Here is a 23,004-nt window from a genome sequence, read left to right as displayed (position 1 = left end):
CGAGCCGGACCAGCGAGAGTTCGCCGAGGCTCTCGACTCGTTCACCGACGAGCTGATCGAGACCGGCCGCCGGCTGAGCCGAGTTTAGCCACCACGGCGGCAGCTTCCGAGGCGCGGCCCTGCCGCTCGTACAGCTCCAGCGCACGCGTCCACTGCTCACGCGCCTCGGCGTCGTTCCCCGCCGCGGCGAGCACGTCACCGAGGTGATCCAGCACGGTGGCCTCCTCCGCGGAGTTGTCCACCTCCCGGTACAGCGCCAGTGCCTCGCGGTAGTGCGCGACGGCGTCGTCGTGCCTGCCGTCGTGGGAGGCGATGTGCGCGAGACTGTCCAAAGTGGCCGCCGCGCCCTCGGTGTGGCCGAGCTTCTCGTTGAGCAGCATGGCATCCTCGCAATAGGTGCGCGCCTCGGCGTACCGGCCCAGGCAGGCGTACCGCCAGCCGACCTCGTTCAGCGACTCCGCCTCGCGGATCTCCGTCCCGGCCGCGCGGAACATCTCCAGTGCCCGCAACGAGTGCTCCAGCGCCTTCTCCAGGTCGCCCTCGAACTCGGCCGCCCACGCCATCGCCCGGTGTGCGCTGCCGTGCGCCGCGTGGTCGCCGGACCGCGCGAACAGCTCCAGGCTGCGCTCGAAGTGCTGATGCCCCAGCGACGACTGGCCCAGCTCGACGTAGTCCGTGCCGAGACAGAAGTGCGCGTTCGCCTGCTTCGTCTCGTCCCCCAGCGCCTCGGCGGCCCGCAACGCGCCGAGCCACACCTCCACGTCGTCGAGCGTGCGGCCGCGCCGGACGTGGTAGTTGTTCAGCGTCCGCCCGATCATCCACGCCACGCCGAAAGCACCACACGCCAACGCCTGCCGTTGCTCTGCCATCAGACAACCGTGCTCCGCGTCGAACCACGCCATCGCCGCGGCGTTGTCCAGGAACGACAGAGCATGCCCGCTTTCGTGGGCCGGCAACGGTTTGTGCGGCTCCAGCGTGAGCGCGGCGGCTCTTGCGGTGGCCGCGTAGAAGTCGGCCAGCCGCGATCCGGCGTCCGCCGCCAGGTCGGCCGCGTACAGCCCGACGAGGTCGTGCATCCGATACCGGCCGGGTACGTGCTGCTGCAGCAGATGCGCGTTCTCCAGCTCCCGCAACACCATCCGCGTCCGCGCGGCGGGCCGGTCGAGCAGCGCCGCCACCGCCGGGAGCGATACGTCCGCCGTGCCCACGGTCCCGAGCAGCCCGAACGCCCGCGCCGCCTCTGCCGACAGCGCGGCCACGGACCACGAGAACACCGAGCGCAGGTTCGTGCCGATCTCCCCCGCGTCCAGCGCGTCGAGCGGCTGCTCCCGCAGCTCCTGCGCGAACACCGCGAGCGGGAAGTCCGGTTCCATCGCGGCCCGCGCGGCCACGATCGACAACGCCAGCGGCAGCCCGTCGCACCAGCTCACCAGGTCCGCGACCACGCCGGGTCCGGCAGCCACCCGCTCGGCGCCGAGCCTCACCTCCAGGAACGCTCGCGCGTCGGCGTGGTGCAGCACGTCCAGCGACACCGACCTGGCGCCGTGCGCGGCCACCAGTCCCGCGAGCTTGAGCCGGCTCGTGACCAGCACGGTCGCGTCCGGACCCGGCAGCAGCGGCACGACCTGCTCGGTGGAGCGGGCGTTGTCGAGCACCACCAATATCCGCCTGCCCGCCATCAGGCCGCGGTAACGCGCGGCCCGGGCGTCCAGCCCGGCGGGGATCGCCTCCTCCCCCAACGCCTCCAGGAACTCCCGCAGCACCGCCTCCGGTGGCGTCGGACCGGCGGACGGGTCGAAGCCGCGCAGGTTCACGTACAGCTGGCCGTCGGGGAAGTCGCCGAGGTGCAGGTGCGCCCAGTGCAGTGCCAGCGCGGTCTTGCCGATGCCACCCGTCCCGCCGATCGCGGTGATCACGGCCGTCCCCGGCGGTGCGAGCGCGGCCAGCTCCTGCTCACGGCCGGTGAACCACGGGGGTGGCGCGGGCAGCTGCCGGGGCCCGGGCTCCACGTGGCTCAGGGCCGAGTCGCCGGCCAGAATCCGCTGATGCAGGTCCTGCAACGGTTTGCTCGGATCCGCGCCGAGCTCGTCGGCGAGCTCGCGGCGCACGGTCTCGTAGTGCCGCAACGCCTCCGCGTCGTTGCCCGACCGGTGCAGGGCCAGCATCAGTTGCGCGGCAACGCGTTCGTCGTGCCGCCGGTCAGCGGCCAGGAGCCGCAACGAGGGCAGCAGCGCGGCGTGCCGCCCGTCGGCGAGCGCGACGTCGTTGCGATCCAGTTCGGCGGCGAGGCGTTCGGCGTGCAGGCTTTCCCGCAGCGCGTCGAACCACGGCGACTCGAGTCCTTCCACCGCCTGCCCGCGCCACAGCCCCAGTGCCTCGTCGAGAGCGCCCTGCCGCACGAGTGCGCGGAAGCGGAACAGGTCGACCTGGTCCGGCGCCACGGTCAGCCGATAGCCGGCTGGTGAGCGCTCGATGTCGAGCTCGAGCAGTTTGCGGAGCTTCGACACGTACCCGTAGAGCGTCTCGCGGGCTCTCAGCGGTGCTCGTTCGCCCCAGACGCGGTCGAGCAGCCGGTCGACCGGCACCGGCCGCCCCTCCTCGACCAGCAGCGCGACCAGCACCGACTGTTGCCGGACGTGGCCGACGTCGACCGATGCGCCGGAGTCGCGCACCTCCACGGCACCGAGCAGCCCGAACTCCAAGATCACCCCTCAGCAGCGGATTCAAGGTTCATCCTAGGTTCGTACCTGATCAAACGGGCAACGTTGCTGGTGGCGGGCCGAACGGCTCGCTGGGGCATCTCCCGGATCTGTATCGAGGGGTATTCGTGAAGTCTCGCAACCTGTTCCTGGCCGCCGCTGGTCTCGGTCTCGCGCTCAGCGGGGTTCTCCCGGCGGTCGCCACCGCGGAGACCTCCGGCGACGTGTCCGTCCAGGACGTGCACCGCAAGTCGGCGAAGTGCCGCACGCCGGAAGGCCAGAAGATCAACATCTCCTGGGGAGACGGCAGCGTCACCACGACCGTCTACTACAACAACCACTGCAACCAGGCTCGCGCGATCGAGCTGGAGTTCGTGAAGGAGAGCGGCGAGCGCTTCAACAAGTGCTTCGTCGCGCCGGCGCGCACGCAGGGCAGCAAGAAGATCGACAACGGCAACCCGAACAAGGTGTCGATCCTCGGCGCCAGCCGCTGCCCGTGATCGCGGCCCGCTAGACCTGGAAGGCCCCGGGACGCAGTCGAACCGGCAGCCCAGCCGCCGGGGCCTTCCAGTTCCACCCAGCTCAAAGATCACCCGACCAGACCAGGGCGGACCCGTATATCCACATGCGACCCTGGAAGTGATGAGCACCACGCGGATCGGGTCGTTCAACGTGGAGAACATGTTCGAGCGCCCCAAAGTGATGGGCCGCGGCGCCACCAGGCACGCGGCTCCGATCCTGGCCGCCCACGCCCGGTTCAACGAGCTCATCGCCGCCGAGAGCTACACCCCGGAAGTCAAGGAAGAGCTCAAGGAACACCTGGCGACGCTCGAGCTGCTGCGAGGTGACCGGAGCAAGTACGCGATCCTGCGGCGCATCCGCGGCAGGTTCCTCGCCCGCCACCGGACCGGCGAAACCTCGGTCGTGGCAAGCGGTCGCGAGTCCTGGGTCGGCTGGGTTGAGCTCACCACCGAACCCATCAGCGAGCTCGCCACCCGCCACACCGCCCAGGTGATGCGCGACGTCGGCGCCCACGTGCTCGGTGTGGTCGAGGCAGAGTCGCGCGAGCTGCTGCACATGTTCTCCGCCAGCATGCTCAAGAGCGTCGGCTGGACCCCGTACGAGGAGGTCCACCTCATCGACGGCAACGACGAGCGCGGCATCAACGTGGGCCTGCTGACGCGCGACGCGCACCAGGTCATCACCATCAGGACGCACGTGTACGCCAAGGACAACACCGGCGTGATCTTCTCCAGGGACTGCGCGGAGTACCACGTCCGCACACCCGCGGGCCCCGAGGTCGTCCTGCTGGTGAACCACCTGAAGTCCAAGGGTTACGGCGCTCCCGGCGACCCGATCGGCGCGCGCCGCCGGTTCCGGCAGGCCGTGCGCATCGCCCGCATCGTGAACCGGCTGCGCGACGAGGGCCACGAGCACATCGCGGTCGTCGGCGACCTCAACGACACCCCGGACAGCGAAGCGTTGCGCCCCTTGTTCCAGCGCACCGGTCTGCGCGACATCAGCGAGCACGAGAACTTCGACTGGAACCACCGGTTCGGCACGTATCGCGGTGTCAACGAGAAGGGCAAGATCGACTACGTCCTGCTGACCCCGGAGCTGTTCGCGAAGGCCACCGGCGGCGGCGTCTTCCGCAAGGGCGTGTGGCGCGGACCGCGGACCAAGAACCGTTGGGACGTCTACGAAACCATGACCGACGAGGTGCACGCGGCGAGCGACCACGCCGCGATCTACGCCGACATCGACTGGTCCCGCTAGACGACCTCGACGGTCACCTCGACGACATCGCCCGGCCCCACACCGTTCTTCTTCCGCACGGCCGCCTTGATGGGCAGCACGTAACAGCCGGACTCCTTGTCCGGGAACACCGACGTCGACCAGCTGCTCGCACCGACGCCCGCGCGGACCTTCACGGAGCCGAAGCCGCGGCCGGGCGTGGCCAGCTCGCGAATCTGGTCCGAAACGTCCTCCGGCAGCGTCACGAACGTCCACGTGTCCATGCGCCGGGCGTCCCACAACCACAATTCCGCGTCGAAAACGAACATGCACACATTATGGGGCCAAACAGGTGATGTGTCCGGCATCGCATCACGTAATGGCAACTCGGACTTGTCGCAAGCTTAGGTTAGCTTTACCTTGTCGACACCCAATCTGACCTGGGGATTGATCGAGGAGGACTGCCGGTGAGGCGTCGTGCACTGACCGTGACGATGGCAGTGGCACTGCTGGCGTCGACGGTGACCGCCTGCAGTTCCGCGAACGACCTGATCATTTACTCCGGCCGCAACGAACAATTGGTCGGCTCGCTTCTCGACCAGCTCGAGGACGCCGTCGGAATCGATGTCGAGGTCCGCTACGGCGGCAGCGGTGAAATGGCCGCGCAGTTGCTGGAGGAGGGTCAGGGCACCGAGGCGGACGTGTTCTTCTCCCAGGACGCGGGGGCTCTCGGCGCGGTGGGCGAGCAGGGCCGGCTGGCCGAGCTGCCCGCGGACGTGCTGAGCATGGTCCCGTCGAGCTACCAGGCGCGCGACAAGCGCTGGGTGGCCACGAGCGCGCGGGCGCGGGTGATCGCGTACGACCCGCGCGTGGTGCAGGAGAGCGAGCTGCCCAAGACGATCGAGGAGGTCGTCGACCCGAAGTGGAAGGGCAAGATCGGCTACGCGCCCACCAACGGGTCGTGGCAGGCGTTCGTGACGTCGGTGCGCGTGCTCAAGGGTGAGGACTTCGCCAAGGAGTGGCTGAAGAAGTTCGCCGCCAACGAGCCGAAGCGCTACGACAACAACATCAGCATCCTCAAGGCCGTCGACGAGGGCCAGCTCCCCTTTGGACTGATCAACCACTACTACTGGTACGCCTCGGCCGCCGAGAAGGGCGGTGAGGCCAACATGAAGGCCAAGCTGCACCGCGTCGGCGGCGGTGATCCGCTCGCGCTGGTGAACGTGGCCGGCGTCGGGATCATCCAGGGCACCAACCAGAGCGAGGCCGCGCAGAAGGCCGTGCGGTTCCTGCTGTCCGAGCAGGCGCAGCGGCACTTCGCCGACCAGACCGCGGAGTACCCGGCGAACCCCGGTGTGAAGTCGAGCAAGCACCAGCTGCCGCCGATCACGGACCTCCAGGCACCCGACATCGACCTCTCCAAGCTGTCGTCGCTGCAGGAGACGGTGAAGCTGTTGCAGGAAGCGGGGTTGTCCTGAGGCCCGCCCACCGGGCCGCACCGACACTCACCATCCTCTCGCTCCTCGTCGCCGCCGCCGCGGTGCTGCCGCTGGCGTATCTGGCGGTGCGTTCGTTCGAACGCGGCGGGGGCGTCGTGTGGGACGTCCTGGCGCGGACCCGGACCGCGGAACTGGCGCTGCGGAGCCTCTCGCTCGCGGTGGCGGTGACGGCCGCGTGCCTGGTGCTCGGCGTGCTGAGCGCGTGGCTCGTGGTGCGGTCCGACCTGCCGGGCCGGCGGATTCTCGGCGTGCTGCTGGTGCTGCCGCTGGCGGTGCCGTCGTACGTCGCCGGGTTCACCTGGATCTCGGTGGTGCCGGACCTGACGGGGTTCGCCGGGGCGTTCGTGGTGCTGACGCTGGTGTCGTACCCGTACGTGCTGCTGCCGGTCAGCGCCGCGTTGCGGACGGCCGATCCGGCGGTCGAGGAGGTGGCGCGCTCGCTCGGGCGGACGAGCCGCCAGGTGTTCTTCTCCGTGACGCTGCGACAGATCCGGCCGGCGGCGCTCGCGGGCGGGTTGCTGGTGGCGCTGTACGTGCTGAGCGACTTCGGCGCTGTGTCGCTGATGCGGTACGAGGCGTTCACGCTCGGCATCTACACGAGCTACCGCGCGACGTTCGACCGCACGCCGGCCGCGATCCTCGGGCTCGTCCTGGTGTTGCTGGCGATCGCGCTGACGCTGGGCGAACGACGTGCGCGGGGCCTGGTCGCGCATCGTGGCCGCCGCCGCCCGCTGACCGTGCCGCTGGGACGGGCTCGCGTGCCCGCCTTCTCGGGAACTCTGGTGTTGATCGTGCTGACGCTCGGGGTTCCGGTGATCAGCCTGGTGTGGTGGCTCATCGCCGGTACGTCGACGTTCTCGGTCACCGATGTGCTGGCCACGACCGGGAACACCGTCGCGGTGTCGGCGTTCGGCGCGTTGCTGACGCTCGCGCTGGCGTTGCCGGTGGGGATTCTGGCCGCGAGGTATCAGGGCCGGCTCGCACGAGGGGTCGAGCTGGCCAGCTTCGCCGGGCACGCGCTGCCGGGCATCACGGTCGGTCTGGCGCTGGTGTTCTTCGGGATCCGGTTCGCTCCAGCGCTGTACCAGACGACACCGATGCTCGCTTTCGCTTACGCGGTGCTGTTTCTGCCGCTGGCCATCGGAGCCGTCCGCACGGGTGTGGCACACGCACCGCCGGTGCTGGAGGACGTGTCGCGGTCGCTCGGCCGGGGACGGTGGGAGACCGGGCTGCGGGTGACGGTGCCGCTGGCCGCGCCGGGGATTCTCGCCGGTACCGCGCTCGTGTTCCTCACGTGTGCCAAGGAGTTGCCGGCGACGTTGATGCTGAGGCCGACCGGGATGGACACCCTGGCGACCGAGCTGTGGACCCGTACCGAGGTCGCCGCGTACGCCGCAGCGGCGCCCTACGCAGCGGTTCTGCTGGTGGTGGCGGCGATTCCGGCGGTCGTGCTCGACCGGTTCCTGAGCCAGACCGATGCGGGAGGTGAGCGATGAGCGGCATGACGGTGAAGCGGCTGGTCGCCGGGTACGGCGGGGAACCGGTGCTGCGCGAGGTCGACTTCGAGGTGCCGGAGGGCGGGCTGCTCGCGGTGCTCGGGCCTTCCGGCTGCGGCAAGACGACGCTGCTGCGCGTGCTGGCCGGGTTCCACCCCGTGGCGTCGGGTGAGGTGTGGCTGGGCGGGCGGCTGCTGACCTCCGAGGTGCCGCCGGAGAAGCGCGGAATCGGGATCGTGCCGCAGGAAGGCGCGTTGTTCCCGCACCTCAGCGTGGCCGGGAACGTCGGGTTCGGGCTGAGCCGCGAGGAACGCCGCGGCGGGCGGGTCGAGGAGCTGCTCGACCTGGTGGGACTGTCCGGGTTCGGCGCGCGGATGCCGGGCCAGCTCTCCGGCGGCCAGGCGCAGCGTGTCGCGCTGGCCCGTGCGTTGGCACCTCGCCCCGGCGTTGTGCTGCTGGACGAGCCGTTCTCCGCGCTGGACGCCGGTCTGCGCGAGGAGCTCCGTGCCGACGTGCGGGCGACTCTGCGCGCGGCGGGGGCGACGGCGTTGCTCGTGACGCACGACCAGGAGGAGGCGTTGGGGATCGCCGATCTCGTCGCGGTGCTTCGGGATGGAGTGGTGGCGCAGCTGGCGCGGCCGCAGACCGTCTACACCTCGCCCGCCGATCTCGGGGTGGCGTTGTTCGTGGGCGAGGCGATGACGTTCCCCGGTGTCGCGCGTGGCGGTTCGGTGGAGACTCCGCTCGGCGTCCTGCCGACGTCCGGTGAGGGGTTCGGCACGGTGCTGCTGCGGCCCGAGCAGCTCGTGCTCGGCGCTCACGGTGTTCCGTCCACTGTGGACGACGTGTTGTTCCACGGGCACGACGCGACCGTGTTGCTTCGGCTTCCCGACGGCACCTCCGTGCGGTCGCGGGTGCAGGGCAAGATCTCGGTGCGGGCCGGGGACTCCGTCTCTTTGTCGGTGCGAGGTTCCGCGTTGTTCTTCGGGAGCACGCCGTGACGGCCACGGCGGACCTCGGGTTCGCTGATCGTCTCGCCACTTTCGGCGATCGGCTCGCACTGGTCGCTCCCGGAACCTCGCTCTCGTACCGCGATCTCGACCTGCGGGTCTCCGAGATGGCCTCCCAGCTGGGGTCCACGCGGCGCCTGGTGTTGCTGGCCGCGGAGAACGACGTCGACTCCGTGGTCGCGTACCTGGCGGCGTTGCGCGGCAAGCATCCGGTGATCCTGGCCGCCGCATCGCAGGTGCCTGCGCTGACGTCGGTGTACGACCCGGATGTGGTGATCTCGGGTTCCTTCCTCGAGCGCCACGAGGGAACCGTGCACTCGCTGCACCCGGAGCTCGCCCTGCTGCTCTCGACGTCCGGCACGACCGGATCGCCGAAGCTGGTGCGTCTGAGCGCCGACAACCTGGCCGCGAACGCCGCCTCCATCGGCTCGTACCTCGACATCCTTCCGACCGATCGCGCCATCACGTCGTTGCCGCTGCACTACTGCTACGGCCTGTCTGTCGTGAACAGCAACCTCGCGCGCGGCGCTGGCCTCGTGCTGACCGGACGTTCGGTGATCGACCCGGAATTCTGGGACCTGGTGCGCACGCACGGCGTGACAAGCCTGCACGGCGTGCCGCACACGTTCGGCCTGCTAGACACCATCGGCTTCGAATCCTTGGACCTGCCGAGTCTGCGCTATGTGACGCAGGCGGGCGGACGCCTGGCTCCTGCTGATGTGGTTCGCTACGCCACGATGGGCGCAGAGCGAGGCTGGCGCTTCTTCGTGATGTACGGCCAGACCGAGGCCACCGCGCGCATGGCCTACCTACCGCCCGACCTGGCCGCCACACACCCGTCCGCCATCGGCGTAGCGATCCCCGGCGGACGTCTCCACCTCGACGACGGCGAGCTCGTCTACCGCGGCCCCAACGTGATGCTCGGCTACGCCCACACACCCGCCGACCTGGCGTTGGGCCGCACGACGTTCGAGCTCCGCACAGGCGACCTCGGCTCGTTCGCCGACGGCGTGTTCTCGGTGACGGGCCGCAAAAGCCGTTTCGTGAAGCCCTTCGGCCTGCGCGTGGACCTCGACCAGGTCGAGCGCTCCCTGGCCGCCGACGGCCTGCGCGTGGCGTGCACCGGCGACGACACCGGCCTCGTGGTAGCAGTCCTGGGCGACGTCGACCGCGCGGTAGCCCTGATCCGCGCCCGAACCGGCCTGCCGCCGTCCGCCATCCGCGCTCGTGCGGTGACGTCCCTCCCGTTGCTGTCCAATGGAAAAGTCGACTATCGCGCCGTAGCAGCTTCCCCCGACCGCTCGCTGACGTCCGTGCGCGAGGTGTTCTCCTCCGTCCTGGGCGTACGCACCGTGCCCCCGGACGCAACGTTCAACTCTCTGGGCGGCGACTCCCTGCGCTACGTGCAGATGACCGCTCAGCTGCAACGCCTGCTGGGCGACCTGCCACCCTCATGGCCGACGATGCCCGTGTCCTCGCTCGAAGAACTCCGCGGCCGCCAACGCCGGGCGCCGCTGATCGACACCACCATCGTGTTGCGCGCCTTGTCGATCCTGCTCATCGTCGGCTCCCACGTGAGCTTCTTCAAACTCCTGGGCGGCGCCCACCTGCTGCTGGTCGTGGCAGGCTGGAACCTGGCCCGCTTCCTGCTTCCCGCTCGCCCACTCCGAATCCTGCGCGCCGCGGCGTACATCGCGGTCCCGACCTCGCTCTGGCTCGTCTACCGAGTAGCCGCGACCGACGACGTGACCATCGACAACGTCCTGCTGGTCAACAACTTCACCCGCGTGGGCGCGGCCGGCTACTGGTTCGTCGAGGTGGTCGTCCACCTGCTCGTGTTGTGTGCCTTGGTCTTCGCGATCCCTGCCCTACGCCGCACGGAGCAGCGCCACCCCTACTTCTTCGCCCTGACCGCGCTGGCCCTGTGCGTGCTGGCCCGCTTCGCCGTCGAGGGCGACTTCTTCGCCCGCAACATGACCACCCTCGGCGCCGCGTGGTTCGTGGCCCTGGGCTGGCTGGCCCACCGCTCTCCCGCGCTGTGGCAGAAGTGCCTCGTCGTGGTGGTGCTAGTGGCGATGGTCCCCGGCCGCATGGAAGACCTCTCGCGCGAGATCGTCGTCATCGCCGGCGTGATCCTGCTGCTGTCACTGCCCCGCGTACCGGTGCCGCGCCGCCTGCTGCCCGCGGTGAGCCTGCTGGCCAGCGCCTCGCTGGCCATCTACCTCACGCACTACGCGGTGTTCCCGCACCTGCAACCCGAAGTGCCCGCGGCCCTCGTGTTCGCGGCGTGCGTCGCGGTCGGCGTCGCGGCGTGGCTCGGCCTCACCAAGGCGTTCGGCTCGACGACCTGGCTCAGGCTCCCCAAGGCGGTCAAAGTGGCGCGCTGATGTGGAAGTGCTCGTCGAACACGTCCGCGAGCCGCTCCCCCATCCCGTACGGCGCCCACTCCCGCACCAGCTCCAGGAATCCCAGCAGATCCTGCCGCACCACCGCGAGGTGCCCCGGCAGCTCCGCAATCCTGACCTCGCAAGCAGGCCCGCCCGTGTCGCGCGAGTCCGGCCACAGCCGTGCGACCCCGGCCCCGAACTGCACCCCGTCCCCGAACCGCACCTCGGGCCACGGGTCGTGCCCGAGCCACGGCGTGCGCCCGTCCAGCAGGTACTGCCAATCCCGCCAAGTCTCCAGCCCCACGCAGCAGCCGGGTTCGATCTCCACCCCGGTCTCGGTGTCCCGCACCAGCAGTCCGCCCGATGCGATCACATCCTTGTCCAGCAACACCCCGAGCGTCGACGGCCCGTCCGCCTCGTGCTGGCCCTCGTTGTTGTACTCGGCAATCGAGGCGAGCACCGTGCCCACGTCCTCCCGGGACATGCGGCCCGACAACACCACGTCGCCGTCCGAGTACGGGCCGGTCGGCCAGTCCGGGAACCTGACGAGGTGGTGGGCGGCGACGACGGCGGACATCTCGATCACCACGACATTGTGCGTGACGAGCCCGCAGCGGCATGGGGACTCGGCGAGCATCGTCGAACTCTGGCACCACGCACCAGCATTCCGGCCCACATGATGACGTTTCCCCAGCCCTTCCGATCACTTGTGTCGCCGCCGCATCCTGCCGATCACTTTCGCCGCCGCATCCTGCCGACCACTTGCACCGCCGCCGCACCCTTCCAACTACTTGCGCCGCCGCACACCCCTCCCAACCGCTCCCGCCGCGCGCTTCCTTCTATCGCGATGAAGATGACCATGTTTTCGGGACATGAACTAGACGACGCCAGGCGCGAATCAGGACAAACACCACCCGCCTGAGTGACAGCCACCCCACCCCGTCACCCCCAGCGGAGAAGCACGCCCAACAAACGGGCACACCAAACACCACACCCCCCCGTTCGAGTGACGAAGCACACCGACCGTTTCGGTCGGTTTACCTACCGAACTGGTCGGTAAACGCCGTAAAGTCGTCGACGTGCCACGACAGCCAAGGACCGGTTTCGACGAGAAGATCCTCGACACCGCCGCCGCCCTCTTCGCGCGGCACGGCTTCGAGCAGACGTCGCTCAAGGCGCTCGCCGACGCCGTCGGCCTGTCCAAGGCCGGTCTGCTCCACCACTTCCCGAGCAAAGACGCTCTCTTCGAAGCGGCCTGGGAGCACAGCCGCGTGCTGAGCCGGCACGTCGTCGAGCTGGTGTCGCCGATGCCCGCGGGGCCCGCGAGGGAGAAGCGGGCCCTGGAGCTGCTGACCGACATCGCGCTCGACCGGCCTGGCCTGGTCTCGCTGCTGTTCCGGTCGATGACCGCACCGGGCGAGGACCCCCAGCAGGCCCAGGACGAGCTGTTGCTCAACGAGATGTTCGTCGTCGACCCCCAGGTCGAGCTCGAACGCGCGGTTCGCATCGTCGGCGCGCTCAGCGCCATGGCTGTGCTGACGCTCTTGGCCAACCAAGAGGGTGACAAGACCACGTGGCGCCCACTGATCCTCGCAACCTGCACTGACGCACTCGGGCACCGGGAGGCCTGACCAACATGGCGAAACTGCTCTACAGACTGGGAACGGGTGCTCATCGGCACCGGTTGCCCGTCGTCCTGATCTGGCTGCTCGTGCTGATCGGCTCCGGTGCCGGTGCCTACGCGCTGGGCGGGGAGACGTCCAACGCGATGTCCATCCCCGGCCAGGAGTCGACCACCGCGCTCGAGCGCATCGACCAGAAGTTCGGGTCCGGCGAGAGTGCGTCGGCGAGGGTTGTCGTCAAGGCGCCCGAGGGGCAGAAGCTGCCGCAGCACGCCCAGGCGATCACCGCGCTGGTGGCCGACGAGGCCGCGCTCAAGGGGGTTCGCTCGGCGACCAACCCGCTCGACCCCGCCGCGCCGAGTGTGAACCGCGACCTCAACGTCGGGTACAGCACCGTCACCTACGACGTGAAGCCCGGTGAGGTCACCGCCGAGCAGCGGTCGGAGCTGCTCAAGGCGGTCGACAAGGCGAGGGCCGGCGGGCTGACCGTCGAGGTCACCGGCACCGCGATGCAGGAGACGCCGCACGTCGGCGGGCCGACCGAGGCCATCGGTGTCGTGCTGGCGCTCGTCGTGCTCGCGCTGACCTACGGGTCGCTCGTCACCGCCGGTATGAACCTGCTGACCGCCGCGATCGGCGTCGGCATCGGCACGCTCGGCATCACCATCGCGACCGGGTTCATGGACCTGCAGTCGACCACGCCGATCCTCGCCTCGATGCTGGGGCTCGCGGTCGGCATCGACTACGCGTTGTTCATCATCAACCGGTACCGCCAGGAACTGCGCAAGGGCTCCGGCGTCGGGCACGCCGTGGCGACCGCGGTGGGCACCGCCGGTTCCGCCGTCGTCACCGCGGGACTCACCGTCGTGATCGCGTTGGTCGGACTGGTGATCGCGGGCATTCCGTTCCTCACGCAGATGGGCGTCGCGGCCGCCGCGACGATCGTCGTGTCGGTGCTCATCGCCGTCACGCTGGTGCCCGCGGTGCTGAGCATGCTCGGCCGCCGCGTGCTGACCCGCAAGGAACGCGCGCAGGAGAACAGCGAGCCCGCTGACCGCGGTGTCATCCGCGGCTGGGCGGGGGCCATCACCCGCAACCGGGTCGTCGCGCTGCTGCTCTCGGTCGTGGCGCTCGGCATCGTCGCGATCCCGGTGGCCTCCATGGACACCACGCTGATCCAGAAGCCGCCGGCGAACTCCACGCAGGAACGGGCCGACCAGATCCTGGCGCAGGGCTTCGGTGAGGGCTTCAACGGGCCGATCATCGTGCTCGTCGAGGGCAACGGTGCCGCCGCGACCGCCACCAAGGCCGCGGAGCCGATCGCGAAGATGGCCGACGTCGCACTGGTGACGCCAGCCCAGCCGAGCCCGGACGGCTCCGCCGCGCTCCTCACGGTGATCCCGAAGTCCGGCCCGGACAGCGCCGCCACCGAGCAGCTCGTCGCGGACCTGCGCGCCGAACTGTCCGGTGTGGACGGTGTGGGCGGTGGCAGGGCCTACGTCACCGGCGCCACCGCGGTGAGCGTCGACGTGGCCACGTCACTGGACCGCGCGCTGCCGATCTACCTGGCCGTCGTCGTCGGCCTGGCGCTCGTCCTGCTGATCCTGGTGTTCCGCTCGCTGCTCGTGCCGCTCGTGGGTGTGCTCGGCTTCCTGCTGACCATCGGCGCGTCGCTCGGTGCCACCGTGGCGGTGTTCCAGTGGGGCTGGCTCGGCGACGCGGTGAACCTCGACAGCACCGGACCGCTGATCAGCCTCACCCCGATCCTGGTGATCGGCATCCTGTTCGGCCTGGCCATGGACTACCAGATCTTCCTGGTGTCCAGGATGCACGAGGCGCACCACCGCGGCGCCAAGCCGATCGAGGCCATCACCACGGGTTTCCACCAGGCGGCACCGGTGGTCGTGGCCGCCGCGCTGATCATGTTCTCGGTGTTCGCGGGCTTCGTCCCCGCAGGCGAGGCGACCGTGAAGTCGATCGCGTTCGCCCTGGCCGTGGGCATCTTCGTGGATGCGTTCGTCGTCCGCATGGTGATCGTGCCGGCCGCGCTCGCTCTGATCGGTGAGCGCGCCTGGTGGCTGCCGAAGTGGCTGCGCTGGCTGCCGGAGCTCGACGTCGAGGGCACCGCGCTGGACTCGGACGAGCGCGAAGAACCGAAGCCCGTCGCTGTCAGCTAGCCCGCCTGTTTGATCAGTGGCCGGTCCACCCGTTCGGCGGGGACCGGCCACTGGCCTGACAGCAGCCTGCCCGCCCACCGCGCCACGGTGCGCGGCGGAGGCTCGACCGCGCCACGCAGCCTGGCCACCACGGTCAGCTCGGTGCCGCCGGGCTCCTCGACTGCGATCTCCCAGCCCTGGCCGTCCGTCCAGAGCAGGGCAACGTCGCGGCCGGGGTGTCCCGGCAGCTCGCCGTCCACGGCGACGTACACCCGCAGCGGTCGCTCCGCGTCCACGCATGATGACTCGCCGCTCAGCCCGAGCTCCGCGGACACCCGGCGCGCATACTCCCGTACCGCGGTGGTGAACACGTCAACGCCCTTTCGCCCCAACGGTGCAACAGCGCCGACTGCTTGACGTATCGGCCGTTTACCCCGTTGAGGGCGATTCCACCCTCTGTTCCGATCCAGAGGATCCGCCGGTTTTGCCGACGTCAAGTGGAAAGGCAGGTCATTCGCCGAACTCGCCGAAGTCCTCGAACGCGTCGTCGATCATCTCGCCCATCACCATGCCGCCGACGACACCGGCGGCACCCGCCGCGACGACCGTGCCCATGCCCATGCCGCGACCGTGGTGACCACCGTGGTGACCGTACTGCTCGTAGCCGTGCAAGGCGCCGCCACGCTCGGCGATCTGAGCCAGCCAGCCGTTGATTGACGACGCCCAGTCGGCCACCTGGGCCTCCTGGTGCGACAGCCGGAAGTGGCCGAACGCGTCACCGCCCGACGAGAACATCCCGCCGCGCTTGTCGGCTTCGAGGATCACGTACAGCTCGTGCGGTGAGGCCACGAACGTGAGCTCCACCTGCTGGATCCGGCCCGCGAACTGCGCCGGCGGGAAGAACTCGATCTCCTGGTAGAAGCCGAGCTCCTGCGGCACGCCGCGCAACCGGCCCGCCTCGACGTCGGCGCTGCGGAACGAGAACCCGAGCTGTCCGAACGCGTTCAGCACCGCGTCCTGCGAGGGCAGCGGGTGCACCAGCACGGGGTCGAGGTCGCCCTTGTCCGGCGCGCCCGCGATGACCAGCTCGGTCCGCACGCCCACGGTCATGCCGGGCAGCTGCGCGCCGCCGACCGCCGTGATCGGGGTCTCCCACGGGATCGGCAGCTGGAACGGGATCGACACGAGCTGGCCGGCCGTGACCCGCACGTTCTGTTGCACGACGACGCGCAGGAACTCGGACACGCCGCCGTACTCGTGGTCACCGTGCTCGACCTCGACTCGGGTGACGAGCGACAGCACGACCTGGCCGATCTCGGCGTCCGCGCTGCCGCCCTGGATGCGCACCTGTCCGGTGACGAGCTGGCCGGGCGCGGCGTGCGGCGAGTCCAGCACGGTGTCGACCGACGGGCCGCCGACGCCGAAGGCGCTGAGCATCCGTTTGAACATTGATGTTTCCTCTCGGAGGGAAACTCCGGTCAGCGGGCGCCGACCGGACGGGTGTCGGTTTCATCCTCGAAGTCGCCGATCAGCTCTTCGAGGAGGTCTTCCAAGGCGGCGATGCCCACGACCTCGCCGTCCTCGACCAGAGCCAGCTGGGCTCTGGAGTCGCGCATCTCGGTCACGGCCCTGGCCACCGGCATCGACGCGGGCAACGTCAGCACCGGGCCCATCAGCTCGCGCGCCGGAGGGTCCTCGCCGCGTGCGGTGGCCCGCATGGCCTCGCGGATGTGCACCAGGCCGGCGTAACGGCCGCGCAGGTCGGTGACCGGGAAGCGCGACCGTCCACACTGGAGGCTGCGCCGCTCGATCGCCCTCGCCGTGGTGTGCAGGGTGACCGAGGAAACCCGGCCGATCGGCACCATCACCTCGCGCACGGTGGTCCGCTGCACCTGCAGCATCCTGGTCAGCAGCCGTTGCTGGCCCTCGGGGATGAGGCCGTGCTCGGCGGACTGCCGCAGCAGCATCCGCAGATCGTCCGGCCGGTGTGCCTGCGCCAGCTCGTCCTGCGGCTCGACCTTCATCAGCCGCAGCAGGCCGTTCGTCACCGAGTTCAGTCCACTGAGGACCCAGCGGACCGAGCGGGCGAACGCGCGGAACGGCAGCGCCAGGATCAGCGCGGACCGTTCGGGGTGCGCGATGGCCCACGACTTCGGCGCCATCTCACCCACGACCATGTGCAGGAACACCACCAGCACCAGGCTGATCGCGAACGCGACACCGTAGGCGAACGCGTCGGGCAGTCCGGTCCACATCAACGCGGGCTGCAGCAGATCGGCGACGGCCGGTTTGGCCAGCGCGCCGAGACCCAGCGTGCACAGCGTGATGCCGAGCTGGGCACCCGCGAGCATCAGCGACAGATCACGCACGCCCGCCACGGCGGCGCGCGCCGCCCGTGACGTCTCGGCTGCCTGCTCCAGGCGGTGCCGCTTGGCCGCGATCAACGCGAACTCGGCGGCGACGAAGAAGCCGTTCAAAGCCAGCAGCACCAAGGAGATCACGATGCTCATCGGGACAACACCACCGTGTCCGGCACGTTGCGCGCGACCGCGGTGACCACGAGCCGCACGCCGTCCATCTCGACCTCGTCGCCGGTCTCGGCCACGCGGCCCAGCTGGTGCAGCACCAGGCCGGACACCGTGTCGTACGCGTCGTCGGCGGGCAGTTCCACGCCGGTGACGTCCTCGACCTCGTCCAGCCTCATGCGGCCGGGCACGCGCCAGTCGGACCCGACCTTCTCGATCATGTCGGCGACCAGGTCGTCCTCGTCGTGGATCTCGCCGACCAGCTCCTCCGCCAGGTCCTCCAGCGAGATGACGCCCGCGAACCCGCCGAACTCGTCGACCACGCACGCGAGCTGGCGGCGTTCGGCCCGCAGCCGCTCCAGCACCGCGGGCAACGGCAGCGTCGCGGGCACCACCAGCGCGGGCGCGGCGATCTTCCCGATCGCGACCGCCGAACGCTCGTGCGGCGTCAGCGTCAGCACCTCGGACAGACCGACGACACCGCGCAGGTCGTCGAGGTCCTCACCGACCACGGGGAATCGCGAGTTCCCGGTGTCCAGCAACGACACCACGCGCGCGGCGGGCTCGTCGAACCGCACGGTGTGGACGTTCACGCGCGGCGTCATCGCCTGCTCCGCGACGAGCTCGCGGAACCCGATGCCGTGCTCCAGCAGCCGCGTCAGCTCGGGGTCGAGGTGGCCCTGCTCCCCCGCGTCCTCGACGATCTGCTTGAGGTCCTCCGGCGTCGCGCCCTGCGGCAGTTCCTCGACCGGCTCGATGCCGATCGCACGCAGCAGGCGGTTCGCGGCCGCGTCGAAGAGCCGGATCACCGGTCCCGCGATCTTCAGGTAGGCGAGCGTCGACGCGCTCAGTGCGAGCGCCAGCCGTTCTGGCCGGGCGATCGCGAGGTTCTTCGGCAGCAGCTCACCGAGCACCATCTGCACGAACGTCGCGAAGACCAGCGCGATCACCATCGAGAACGGCACACCCAGACCGGTACCGAGCAGCGGCTCGGCCACGTATCCCACGAGCAGCGCCGTCACCGTGATGCCGAACTGGGCACCGGACAGCATGAACGAGAGCTTCTGAGTCACTCGGAGGGCGCGGTCCGCGGCCTTGGAACCGGCCTCGGCCAGCTGCTGCAGACGGCCGCGATCGACCGCCATGTAGGCGAACTCCTGAGCGACGAAATACCCCGTGGCGATCGTCAGCACCACGATGGCGAGCAAGCCGGACGCGATCAACAAGTCGCACCCGGCCACGTACTACAGCCGTCTGTATCGGCTTCTTCAGGCATACTCCAACAGTAGCACGTAGCACTGTACGGTTTCCGGAAGGAGGTGGCCCGATTTGTCCGAATCGCTGCTGCGGATCGGCGAGCTGGCCGCCCGCGCCGGAGTCAGCATCCGCACCGTCGACTACTACACGACCCTCGGCCTGATCAGCCCCGCTCAGCGCACCGCGAGCAACTACCGCCTCTACCGCTGCGGCGACGTGGACCGCATCCACCTCGTGCAGCGCCTGGAGGTCCACGGTCTGCCGCTCGAGGACATCGCGAAGGCGTTCACGGCCAAGCCCGCCGACACGGCCGCGCTGCTCGGCCAGATCGACACCGACCTGCGCACGCTGCAGGAAGCCGCCGACGCCGCGTCCCCGGAGATGCACGGCCTGCTGACGGTGATCGCGAACCGCGTCCACTCGCTCATCACCATCGCCCTCGAACTGCCTCTCTGACCGCCGAAATTTCGGGATTTGTCCTGGTCCCGCCCGTCACGACAAGGTGAACGAGCCGCCTCCGCCGCGTCCCACCCCCGGCAGGAAGTGAGCGCATGGAGTTCCTGGACCACCCCACCGCCGTCAGCCGCCGCTGCTTCATCGGTGGCTGCGCCGCGGCCGCCACCGTGATCACCACCGGTACCGCCGCGGCCGCTGACACCGGAACTGACACCGGCGCCCAGCCGTGCGGCAAGCTCCCGCCCGGCACGGTCCTCGCGAAGAAGGCGGACGTGCCGCTCAACGGCGGTGTCGTCGTCTACTTCGACGACGAGACGTCCGTTGTCGTGGCACAGCCGAAGAAGGGCACGTACACGGCATTCGACGCAAAGTGCACCCACGCCGGCTGCATGTGCAGCGAGGTCGACAACAACCTGATCATCTGCTGGTGCCACGACAGCCGGTTCAGCTCCGTGGACGGCAAGCGCAGGTCCGGGCCGGCCAAGAAGCCGTTGCCGCAGATCAAGACGAAGATCAAGGGAGAGAACATCGTCGTGGCCTGACCTGCGCGGGCGGATCCGGAGAGTCGTGCTGTCCGGATCCGCCGCACGAGAAGGACTGGTCGGCTGAACTTCCAGGACGACGTGCTGCCGTTGCACGGTGACCCGGCTACGCGTGCGTGGTCCACCGTCACGGCAGTCCCCTCGACGAACGATCAAAGGCTACTGTCGAGACGTTCTTCTAGGAGGTGCCGTGGGGCTGCGCAGCGAGCAGTGGTACGCAGGTCAGGACCGCAACGCCTACATCCACCGTGCCTGGATGCGCCGCGGCGCGCCAGACGACGCCTTCACCAGACCGCAGATCGCGATCGCCAACACCGCCTCCGACCTGACCCCGTGCAACGCGCACCTGAACGAGGTCGCCGCCTCCGTCTCGAACGGCGTGTACGAGGCAGGCGGCATCCCGCTCAACCTGCCCGTCGTGTCGCTCGGCGAGACCAACGTCCGCCCGACCGCGATGCTCTGGCGCAACATGGCGGCGATGGCCGCCGAGGAGATGCTGCGCGCCAACCCCGTCGACGGCGTGGTGCTGCTCGGCGGTTGTGACAAGACGATTCCCGCGCTGCTGATGGCCGCCGCGTCCGTCGACATCCCGGCCGTCGTGGTGCCCGGCGGCCCGATGCTGACCGGCACGTTCCGGGGCGTGCCCCTGGGCTGCGGCACGGACGTCTGGCGGCTGTCCGAGGAGGTCCGCGCCGGGACGCTGTCTCAGGAGGCGTTCAGCCGCTCCGAGTCCGCGATGATCCGCAGCCGCGGCCACTGCAACACGATGGGCACCGCCTCGACCATGGCCCTGGTCGCGGAAGCGCTCGGCACCGTCGTCCCCGGCGTGGCGGGCACTCCGGCACCGGACAGCAGGCTTCTGGAAGCCTCACACGGCACCGGCCGCCTGATCGTCGAGCTGATCGAGAAGGACCGCCGCCCCAGCACGTTCCTCTCGAAGGCCTCCTTCCACAACGCGATCGTCGCCCTGGCCGCGATCGGCGGCTCGACGAACGCCGTCGTCCACCTCCTCGCGATCGCCGGACGCCTCGGTGTCGACCTGACGCTGGACGACTTCGACCGCATCGGCTCCGGCGTTCCCCTGCTCGTGGACCTCCAGCCGGCGGGCCGGTTCCTGATGGAGGACTTCCACCGCGCGGGCGGGCTTCTGGCCGTGCTGCGGGAAGTCCGCGACCTGCTGGACCCGGAAGGCCTGACGGTCACCGGACGGCCGCTCGTCGACCACCTCGACGACGCCCCGATCTGGGACCCCGAGGTCATCCGCAGCCGGTCTGAACCGATCATCGCCGAGGGCGGGATCGCGGTGCTGCGCGGCAACCTCGCCCCGTCCGGCGCGCTGGTCAAACCGGCCGCGGCGTCCCCGAACCTGTTGCAGCACCGCGGAAGGGCCGTGGTGTTCGACAGCATCGAGGACTTCCACGCCCGCATCGACGACCCCGATCTGGACGTGGACGCGGACTCCGTGCTGGTGCTGCGCGGCTGCGGACCGCGCGGCTATCCCGGCATGCCGGAGGTGTCGAACATGCCGCTGCCCAAGAAGCTCCTCGAACAGGGCGTGCGCGACATGGTCCGCGTCTGCGACGGACGCATGAGCGGCACCGCGTACGGCACGGTCGTCCTGCACGTGGCACCGGAAGCCGCGGCGGGAGGGCCGCTCGGACTGGTCCGCACCGGCGACGTCATCGTGCTGGACGTGGAGAACCGCCGGATCGACGTGGAGGCGCCGGACTTCCTCTCCCGCACGCCCAGCACAGCGATGACGGCGGCGTTCGCGGCACCGAAGCGCGGCTGGGAGCGTCTCTACATCGACCACGTCCTGGGCGCCGACACCGGAGCCGACCTGGACTTCCTGGTCGGCTCCAGCGGCAGCGAGGTCACCCGCGAGTCGCACTGAGGCGATCTACGACCTGCGCCTCGTACAGCGACTCGGGCACCAGCGGCCCGGTCTTGATCTCGATGCTCCCCCACGGTCCGGGGAAGTACGGCTGCGACCGCCGCGTGCCCTCGTTGGACACGGCGTAGTTCTGCGCGGTCGGCGGCTTCTGGACGACGATCTCCTTGTTGTAGTCCCAGATCACCGAGTGGGCGGCGCCCCAGCCGTGCGACGTGCCGTAGTCGCCGCGGTTGATCAGCTTGGCCTGGTTGCCGCGGTTGCCGATCTCGCGGATGTTGTCGAACAGCAGGCCCTGGCTCCACCGCCGGTGTGCCTCGGCGTCCCCACCGTCCACAGTGGCCCGATGCCACACGACGCCCGCCACCGAGTTCGCGCCGTTGCTGACGAAGGCGTGCCGCGCCTTGGACGCGTGCAGGCCGGTGAACAGGACCAGGTGCGAGTTGGTGTTGGCGGCGAAGTTGTACATGCGGCCGCCGGTGCGGATCGCGACCGGGTCCGTGGCCTGCGCGTCCTTCACCGTGATCCGCACGGATCGTTCGGTGACCACGCCCGCATAGCCGAAGTAGCGGGTCTTCACGTTGCGGACCCAGCTGTTGTCCGCGCCGAACACGCCGATGGCGTTCCACGCGTGGTTCTCGTCCTCGCCGCCCTTGGTCTCGATGTCGACCCGCAGACTTTCCACCCCGGACTCGGTGACGAGGTTGCGCGAGGTCACCGGCGCGACCGTGGAGATCGTGAGCGACCGGTCGAGGTGGTTGTAGATCGGTGCGTCGAACGTGAGCCGGCGCCCGTCGATCGCCCTGATCCGGCGCACCCAGTGGAGGTCCATGGACCCGGGCGTCCACTTCGCGTCCTGCACGACGCCGCCACCGCCGACCGCGTCGATCCACTTCTTCGACGACGGGTGCCTGACGACCACCTCCTGGCCGACCTTGAACCGCGAGGCGTCCGCCACCTCCAGGCTCAGGGACCCGACCTGCACGAACGGTGTGGTCACCTCGGTGGCGGCGCCGGTCGTCCACGGCGTCCTGGCGTCGCTGCCGAGCACGACCACGGTGCGCTGGTGCGGTGTGTCGCCGCGGCCGGACAACGTGGTGGTGTCACCGGATCCGCGCAGCACCACGCCGTTGTGCCTGATCCGCACGGTGCCGTGGATCTCGTACCGGCCGGCCGCGAGCTTCACCGCGCCGCGATGCCCGTTCGCGTCGGGCGTGCGGGCGCCGACCTGGTCGATCGCCCTTTGCAGGTGCGCGGTGTTGTCGCCGGTGACCGGGCTGATCGTGACCGCGTCCGGCACGGTGGGCAGCGGCTTCTCGCCGTGGTGGTAACCGACGTAGCTGAAGTCCGGCACGCGGTTGCCCGCCCGGTCGGAGGCGTATTTCAGCTTGCCGTTCGTGCCGTACGAGACGTGCGCGGACGACCACTGGCCCGGCTGGTGCGCGGGCGGGTACTTGCCGCAGAACTCCTGCCAGCACGCCGGTGCCGCGTCTGCGGCCGGGGTCAGGCTGCCCAGAAGCACCAGCGTGGCGAGGACGTCGACCATTCGAGACACTTGCGTTGCTCCTGCCGCGTCAGCGAGAAGGCGGCAGCGCGCGCAAGCCTAGATGGTTGATTCCGTGAAGTTGGTGTCAGTGATCGAACGCGGTCAGTGAGCGTTTGCTGGTCACGCCCGCCTCCCAGTTGTGCCAGATGCCGGCGGCCATGGCCAGCAGGCGCTGAGCGACACG

19 protein-coding genes and 1 pseudogene are annotated in these 23,004 nt (G+C 69.7%); 11 read left to right on the top strand and 9 right to left on the bottom strand.

Going from position 1 to position 23,004, the window contains the following annotated elements; all coding sequences use genetic code 11:
- Window positions 1-41 precede the first annotated feature (41 nt).
- The gene (locus ABFX45_RS38140; RefSeq protein ID WP_346135562.1) at window positions 42-2,708 is read right to left on the bottom strand and encodes an AfsR/SARP family transcriptional regulator; all 2,667 of its coding nucleotides are present in this window, start codon (window positions 2,706-2,708) and stop codon (window positions 42-44) included.
- A 119-nt stretch (window positions 2,709-2,827) separates the two neighbouring features.
- Between ABFX45_RS38140 and ABFX45_RS38135 the strand changes: the two genes are divergently transcribed.
- Together ABFX45_RS38135 and ABFX45_RS38130 are read left to right on the top strand one after the other, a co-directional pair.
- Entirely contained in the window at window positions 2,828-3,199 is a 372-nt protein-coding gene (locus ABFX45_RS38135) for a hypothetical protein (protein ID WP_109641330.1), read from the top strand.
- A 142-nt stretch (window positions 3,200-3,341) separates the two neighbouring features.
- Window positions 3,342-4,475: an endonuclease/exonuclease/phosphatase family protein gene (locus ABFX45_RS38130; protein ID WP_109641331.1), complete on the top strand. Its 1,134-nt coding sequence runs from the start codon at window positions 3,342-3,344 to the stop codon at window positions 4,473-4,475.
- Here the strand turns inward: ABFX45_RS38130 and ABFX45_RS38125 are convergent.
- Window positions 4,472-4,762, bottom strand: coding sequence for a DUF1905 domain-containing protein (locus ABFX45_RS38125; protein ID WP_109641332.1), 291 nt, complete (start codon window positions 4,760-4,762; stop codon window positions 4,472-4,474). The two genes, ABFX45_RS38130 and ABFX45_RS38125, sit on opposite strands and share 4 nt — an antisense overlap.
- A gap of 138 nt (window positions 4,763-4,900) precedes the next feature.
- On the opposite strand from ABFX45_RS38125, the gene ABFX45_RS38120 reads away from it, so the two are divergent.
- The 4 genes from ABFX45_RS38120 to ABFX45_RS38105 all read left to right on the top strand — a co-directional run bounded on the left by ABFX45_RS38120 (window position 4,901) and on the right by ABFX45_RS38105 (window position 10,825).
- Window positions 4,901-5,911 (top strand): iron ABC transporter substrate-binding protein, encoded by a 1,011-nt coding sequence (locus ABFX45_RS38120; RefSeq protein ID WP_233440174.1) that lies wholly within the window; start codon window positions 4,901-4,903, stop codon window positions 5,909-5,911.
- An 86-nt stretch (window positions 5,912-5,997) separates the two neighbouring features.
- Complete coding sequence (locus tag ABFX45_RS38115; RefSeq protein WP_346135558.1) at window positions 5,998-7,428, top strand: ABC transporter permease; 1,431 nt, start codon at window positions 5,998-6,000, stop codon at window positions 7,426-7,428.
- A complete protein-coding gene (locus ABFX45_RS38110; protein WP_346135556.1) occupies window positions 7,425-8,429 on the top strand; it encodes an ABC transporter ATP-binding protein in 1,005 nt (334 codons plus the stop codon). Before ABFX45_RS38115 ends, ABFX45_RS38110 begins: the two co-directional genes overlap by 4 nt.
- Window positions 8,426-10,825, top strand: coding sequence for a non-ribosomal peptide synthetase (locus ABFX45_RS38105; RefSeq protein ID WP_346135554.1), 2,400 nt, complete (start codon window positions 8,426-8,428; stop codon window positions 10,823-10,825). The genes ABFX45_RS38110 and ABFX45_RS38105 overlap by 4 nt, the downstream gene beginning before the upstream one ends.
- Here the strand turns inward: ABFX45_RS38105 and ABFX45_RS38100 are convergent.
- Window positions 10,809-11,462 (bottom strand): hypothetical protein, encoded by a 654-nt coding sequence (locus tag ABFX45_RS38100; protein ID WP_109641336.1) that lies wholly within the window; start codon window positions 11,460-11,462, stop codon window positions 10,809-10,811. The two genes, ABFX45_RS38105 and ABFX45_RS38100, sit on opposite strands and share 17 nt — an antisense overlap.
- Before the next feature lie 442 nt (window positions 11,463-11,904).
- On the opposite strand from ABFX45_RS38100, the gene ABFX45_RS38095 reads away from it, so the two are divergent.
- Window positions 11,905-12,456: a TetR/AcrR family transcriptional regulator gene (locus tag ABFX45_RS38095; protein ID WP_109641337.1), complete on the top strand. Its 552-nt coding sequence runs from the start codon at window positions 11,905-11,907 to the stop codon at window positions 12,454-12,456.
- 5 nt (window positions 12,457-12,461) lie between these two features.
- Window positions 12,462-14,624, top strand: a complete 2,163-nt coding sequence (locus tag ABFX45_RS38090; protein WP_346135552.1) for an MMPL family transporter — start codon at window positions 12,462-12,464, stop codon at window positions 14,622-14,624.
- On the opposite strand, the gene ABFX45_RS38085 is transcribed toward ABFX45_RS38090, so the two are convergent.
- From ABFX45_RS38085 to ABFX45_RS38070, 4 genes are all read right to left on the bottom strand, one after another.
- Window positions 14,621-14,974, bottom strand: a complete 354-nt coding sequence (locus ABFX45_RS38085; protein ID WP_109641339.1) for a DUF6292 family protein — start codon at window positions 14,972-14,974, stop codon at window positions 14,621-14,623. The two genes, ABFX45_RS38090 and ABFX45_RS38085, sit on opposite strands and share 4 nt — an antisense overlap.
- Window positions 14,975-15,113: 139 nt before the next feature.
- Window positions 15,114-16,052 (bottom strand): sporulation protein, encoded by a 939-nt coding sequence (locus tag ABFX45_RS38080; protein ID WP_346135549.1) that lies wholly within the window; start codon window positions 16,050-16,052, stop codon window positions 15,114-15,116.
- Between the two features lie 29 nt (window positions 16,053-16,081).
- Complete coding sequence (locus ABFX45_RS38075) at window positions 16,082-17,113, bottom strand: hemolysin family protein (RefSeq protein ID WP_346135548.1); 1,032 nt, start codon at window positions 17,111-17,113, stop codon at window positions 16,082-16,084.
- A complete protein-coding gene (locus tag ABFX45_RS38070) occupies window positions 17,110-18,351 on the bottom strand; it encodes a hemolysin family protein (RefSeq protein WP_233440176.1) in 1,242 nt (413 codons plus the stop codon). The genes ABFX45_RS38075 and ABFX45_RS38070 overlap by 4 nt, the downstream gene beginning before the upstream one ends.
- A gap of 106 nt (window positions 18,352-18,457) precedes the next feature.
- Between ABFX45_RS38070 and ABFX45_RS38065 the strand changes: the two genes are divergently transcribed.
- The 3 genes from ABFX45_RS38065 (at window position 18,458) to ABFX45_RS38055 (ending at window position 21,277) form a co-directional block, all read left to right on the top strand.
- Window positions 18,458-18,841, top strand: a complete 384-nt coding sequence (locus tag ABFX45_RS38065) for a MerR family transcriptional regulator (protein ID WP_109641342.1) — start codon at window positions 18,458-18,460, stop codon at window positions 18,839-18,841.
- Window positions 18,842-18,936: 95 nt separating this feature from the next.
- Window positions 18,937-19,383 carry a QcrA and Rieske domain-containing protein gene (locus ABFX45_RS38060; RefSeq protein WP_109641343.1) on the top strand — a complete coding sequence of 149 codons (447 nt, stop codon included), beginning with the start codon at window positions 18,937-18,939 and terminating at the stop codon, window positions 19,381-19,383.
- A 190-nt stretch (window positions 19,384-19,573) separates the two neighbouring features.
- Window positions 19,574-21,277: a dihydroxy-acid dehydratase gene (locus ABFX45_RS38055; RefSeq protein WP_346135545.1), complete on the top strand. Its 1,704-nt coding sequence runs from the start codon at window positions 19,574-19,576 to the stop codon at window positions 21,275-21,277.
- On the opposite strand, the gene ABFX45_RS38050 is transcribed toward ABFX45_RS38055, so the two are convergent.
- Together ABFX45_RS38050 and ABFX45_RS38045 are read right to left on the bottom strand one after the other, a co-directional pair.
- Window positions 21,258-22,829: a hypothetical protein gene (locus ABFX45_RS38050; protein ID WP_346135544.1), complete on the bottom strand. Its 1,572-nt coding sequence runs from the start codon at window positions 22,827-22,829 to the stop codon at window positions 21,258-21,260. The genes ABFX45_RS38055 and ABFX45_RS38050 overlap by 20 nt on opposite strands.
- Before the next feature lie 76 nt (window positions 22,830-22,905).
- Window positions 22,906-23,004, bottom strand: a pseudogene (locus ABFX45_RS38045) (IS982 family transposase); the annotation flags it as partial.

The sequence above is a fragment of the Lentzea roselyniae genome, from assembly GCF_039537795.1.
GTDB lineage: Bacteria > Actinomycetota > Actinomycetes > Mycobacteriales > Pseudonocardiaceae > Lentzea > Lentzea atacamensis.
Note: the sequence above shows the minus strand (reverse complement) of the source record. Positions and strands in the feature narration are given on the sequence as shown.

Excerpts from the sequence above, each read along its gene's own strand:
- ABFX45_RS38110 (WP_346135556.1), top strand. The coding sequence starts at position 7,425 with ATGAGCGGCATGACGGTGAAGCGGCTGGTCGCCGGGTACGGCGGGGAA.
- ABFX45_RS38130 (WP_109641331.1), top strand. The coding sequence starts at position 3,342 with ATGAGCACCACGCGGATCGGGTCGTTCAACGTGGAGAACATGTTCGAG.
- ABFX45_RS38060 (WP_109641343.1), top strand. The coding sequence starts at position 18,937 with ATGGAGTTCCTGGACCACCCCACCGCCGTCAGCCGCCGCTGCTTCATC.
- ABFX45_RS38100 (WP_109641336.1), bottom strand. The coding sequence starts at position 11,462 with ATGCTCGCCGAGTCCCCATGCCGCTGCGGGCTCGTCACGCACAATGTC.
- ABFX45_RS38125 (WP_109641332.1), bottom strand. The coding sequence starts at position 4,762 with ATGTTCGTTTTCGACGCGGAATTGTGGTTGTGGGACGCCCGGCGCATG.
- ABFX45_RS38075 (WP_346135548.1), bottom strand. The coding sequence starts at position 17,113 with ATGAGCATCGTGATCTCCTTGGTGCTGCTGGCTTTGAACGGCTTCTTC.
- ABFX45_RS38080 (WP_346135549.1), bottom strand. The coding sequence starts at position 16,052 with ATGTTCAAACGGATGCTCAGCGCCTTCGGCGTCGGCGGCCCGTCGGTC.
- ABFX45_RS38090 (WP_346135552.1), top strand. The coding sequence starts at position 12,462 with ATGGCGAAACTGCTCTACAGACTGGGAACGGGTGCTCATCGGCACCGG.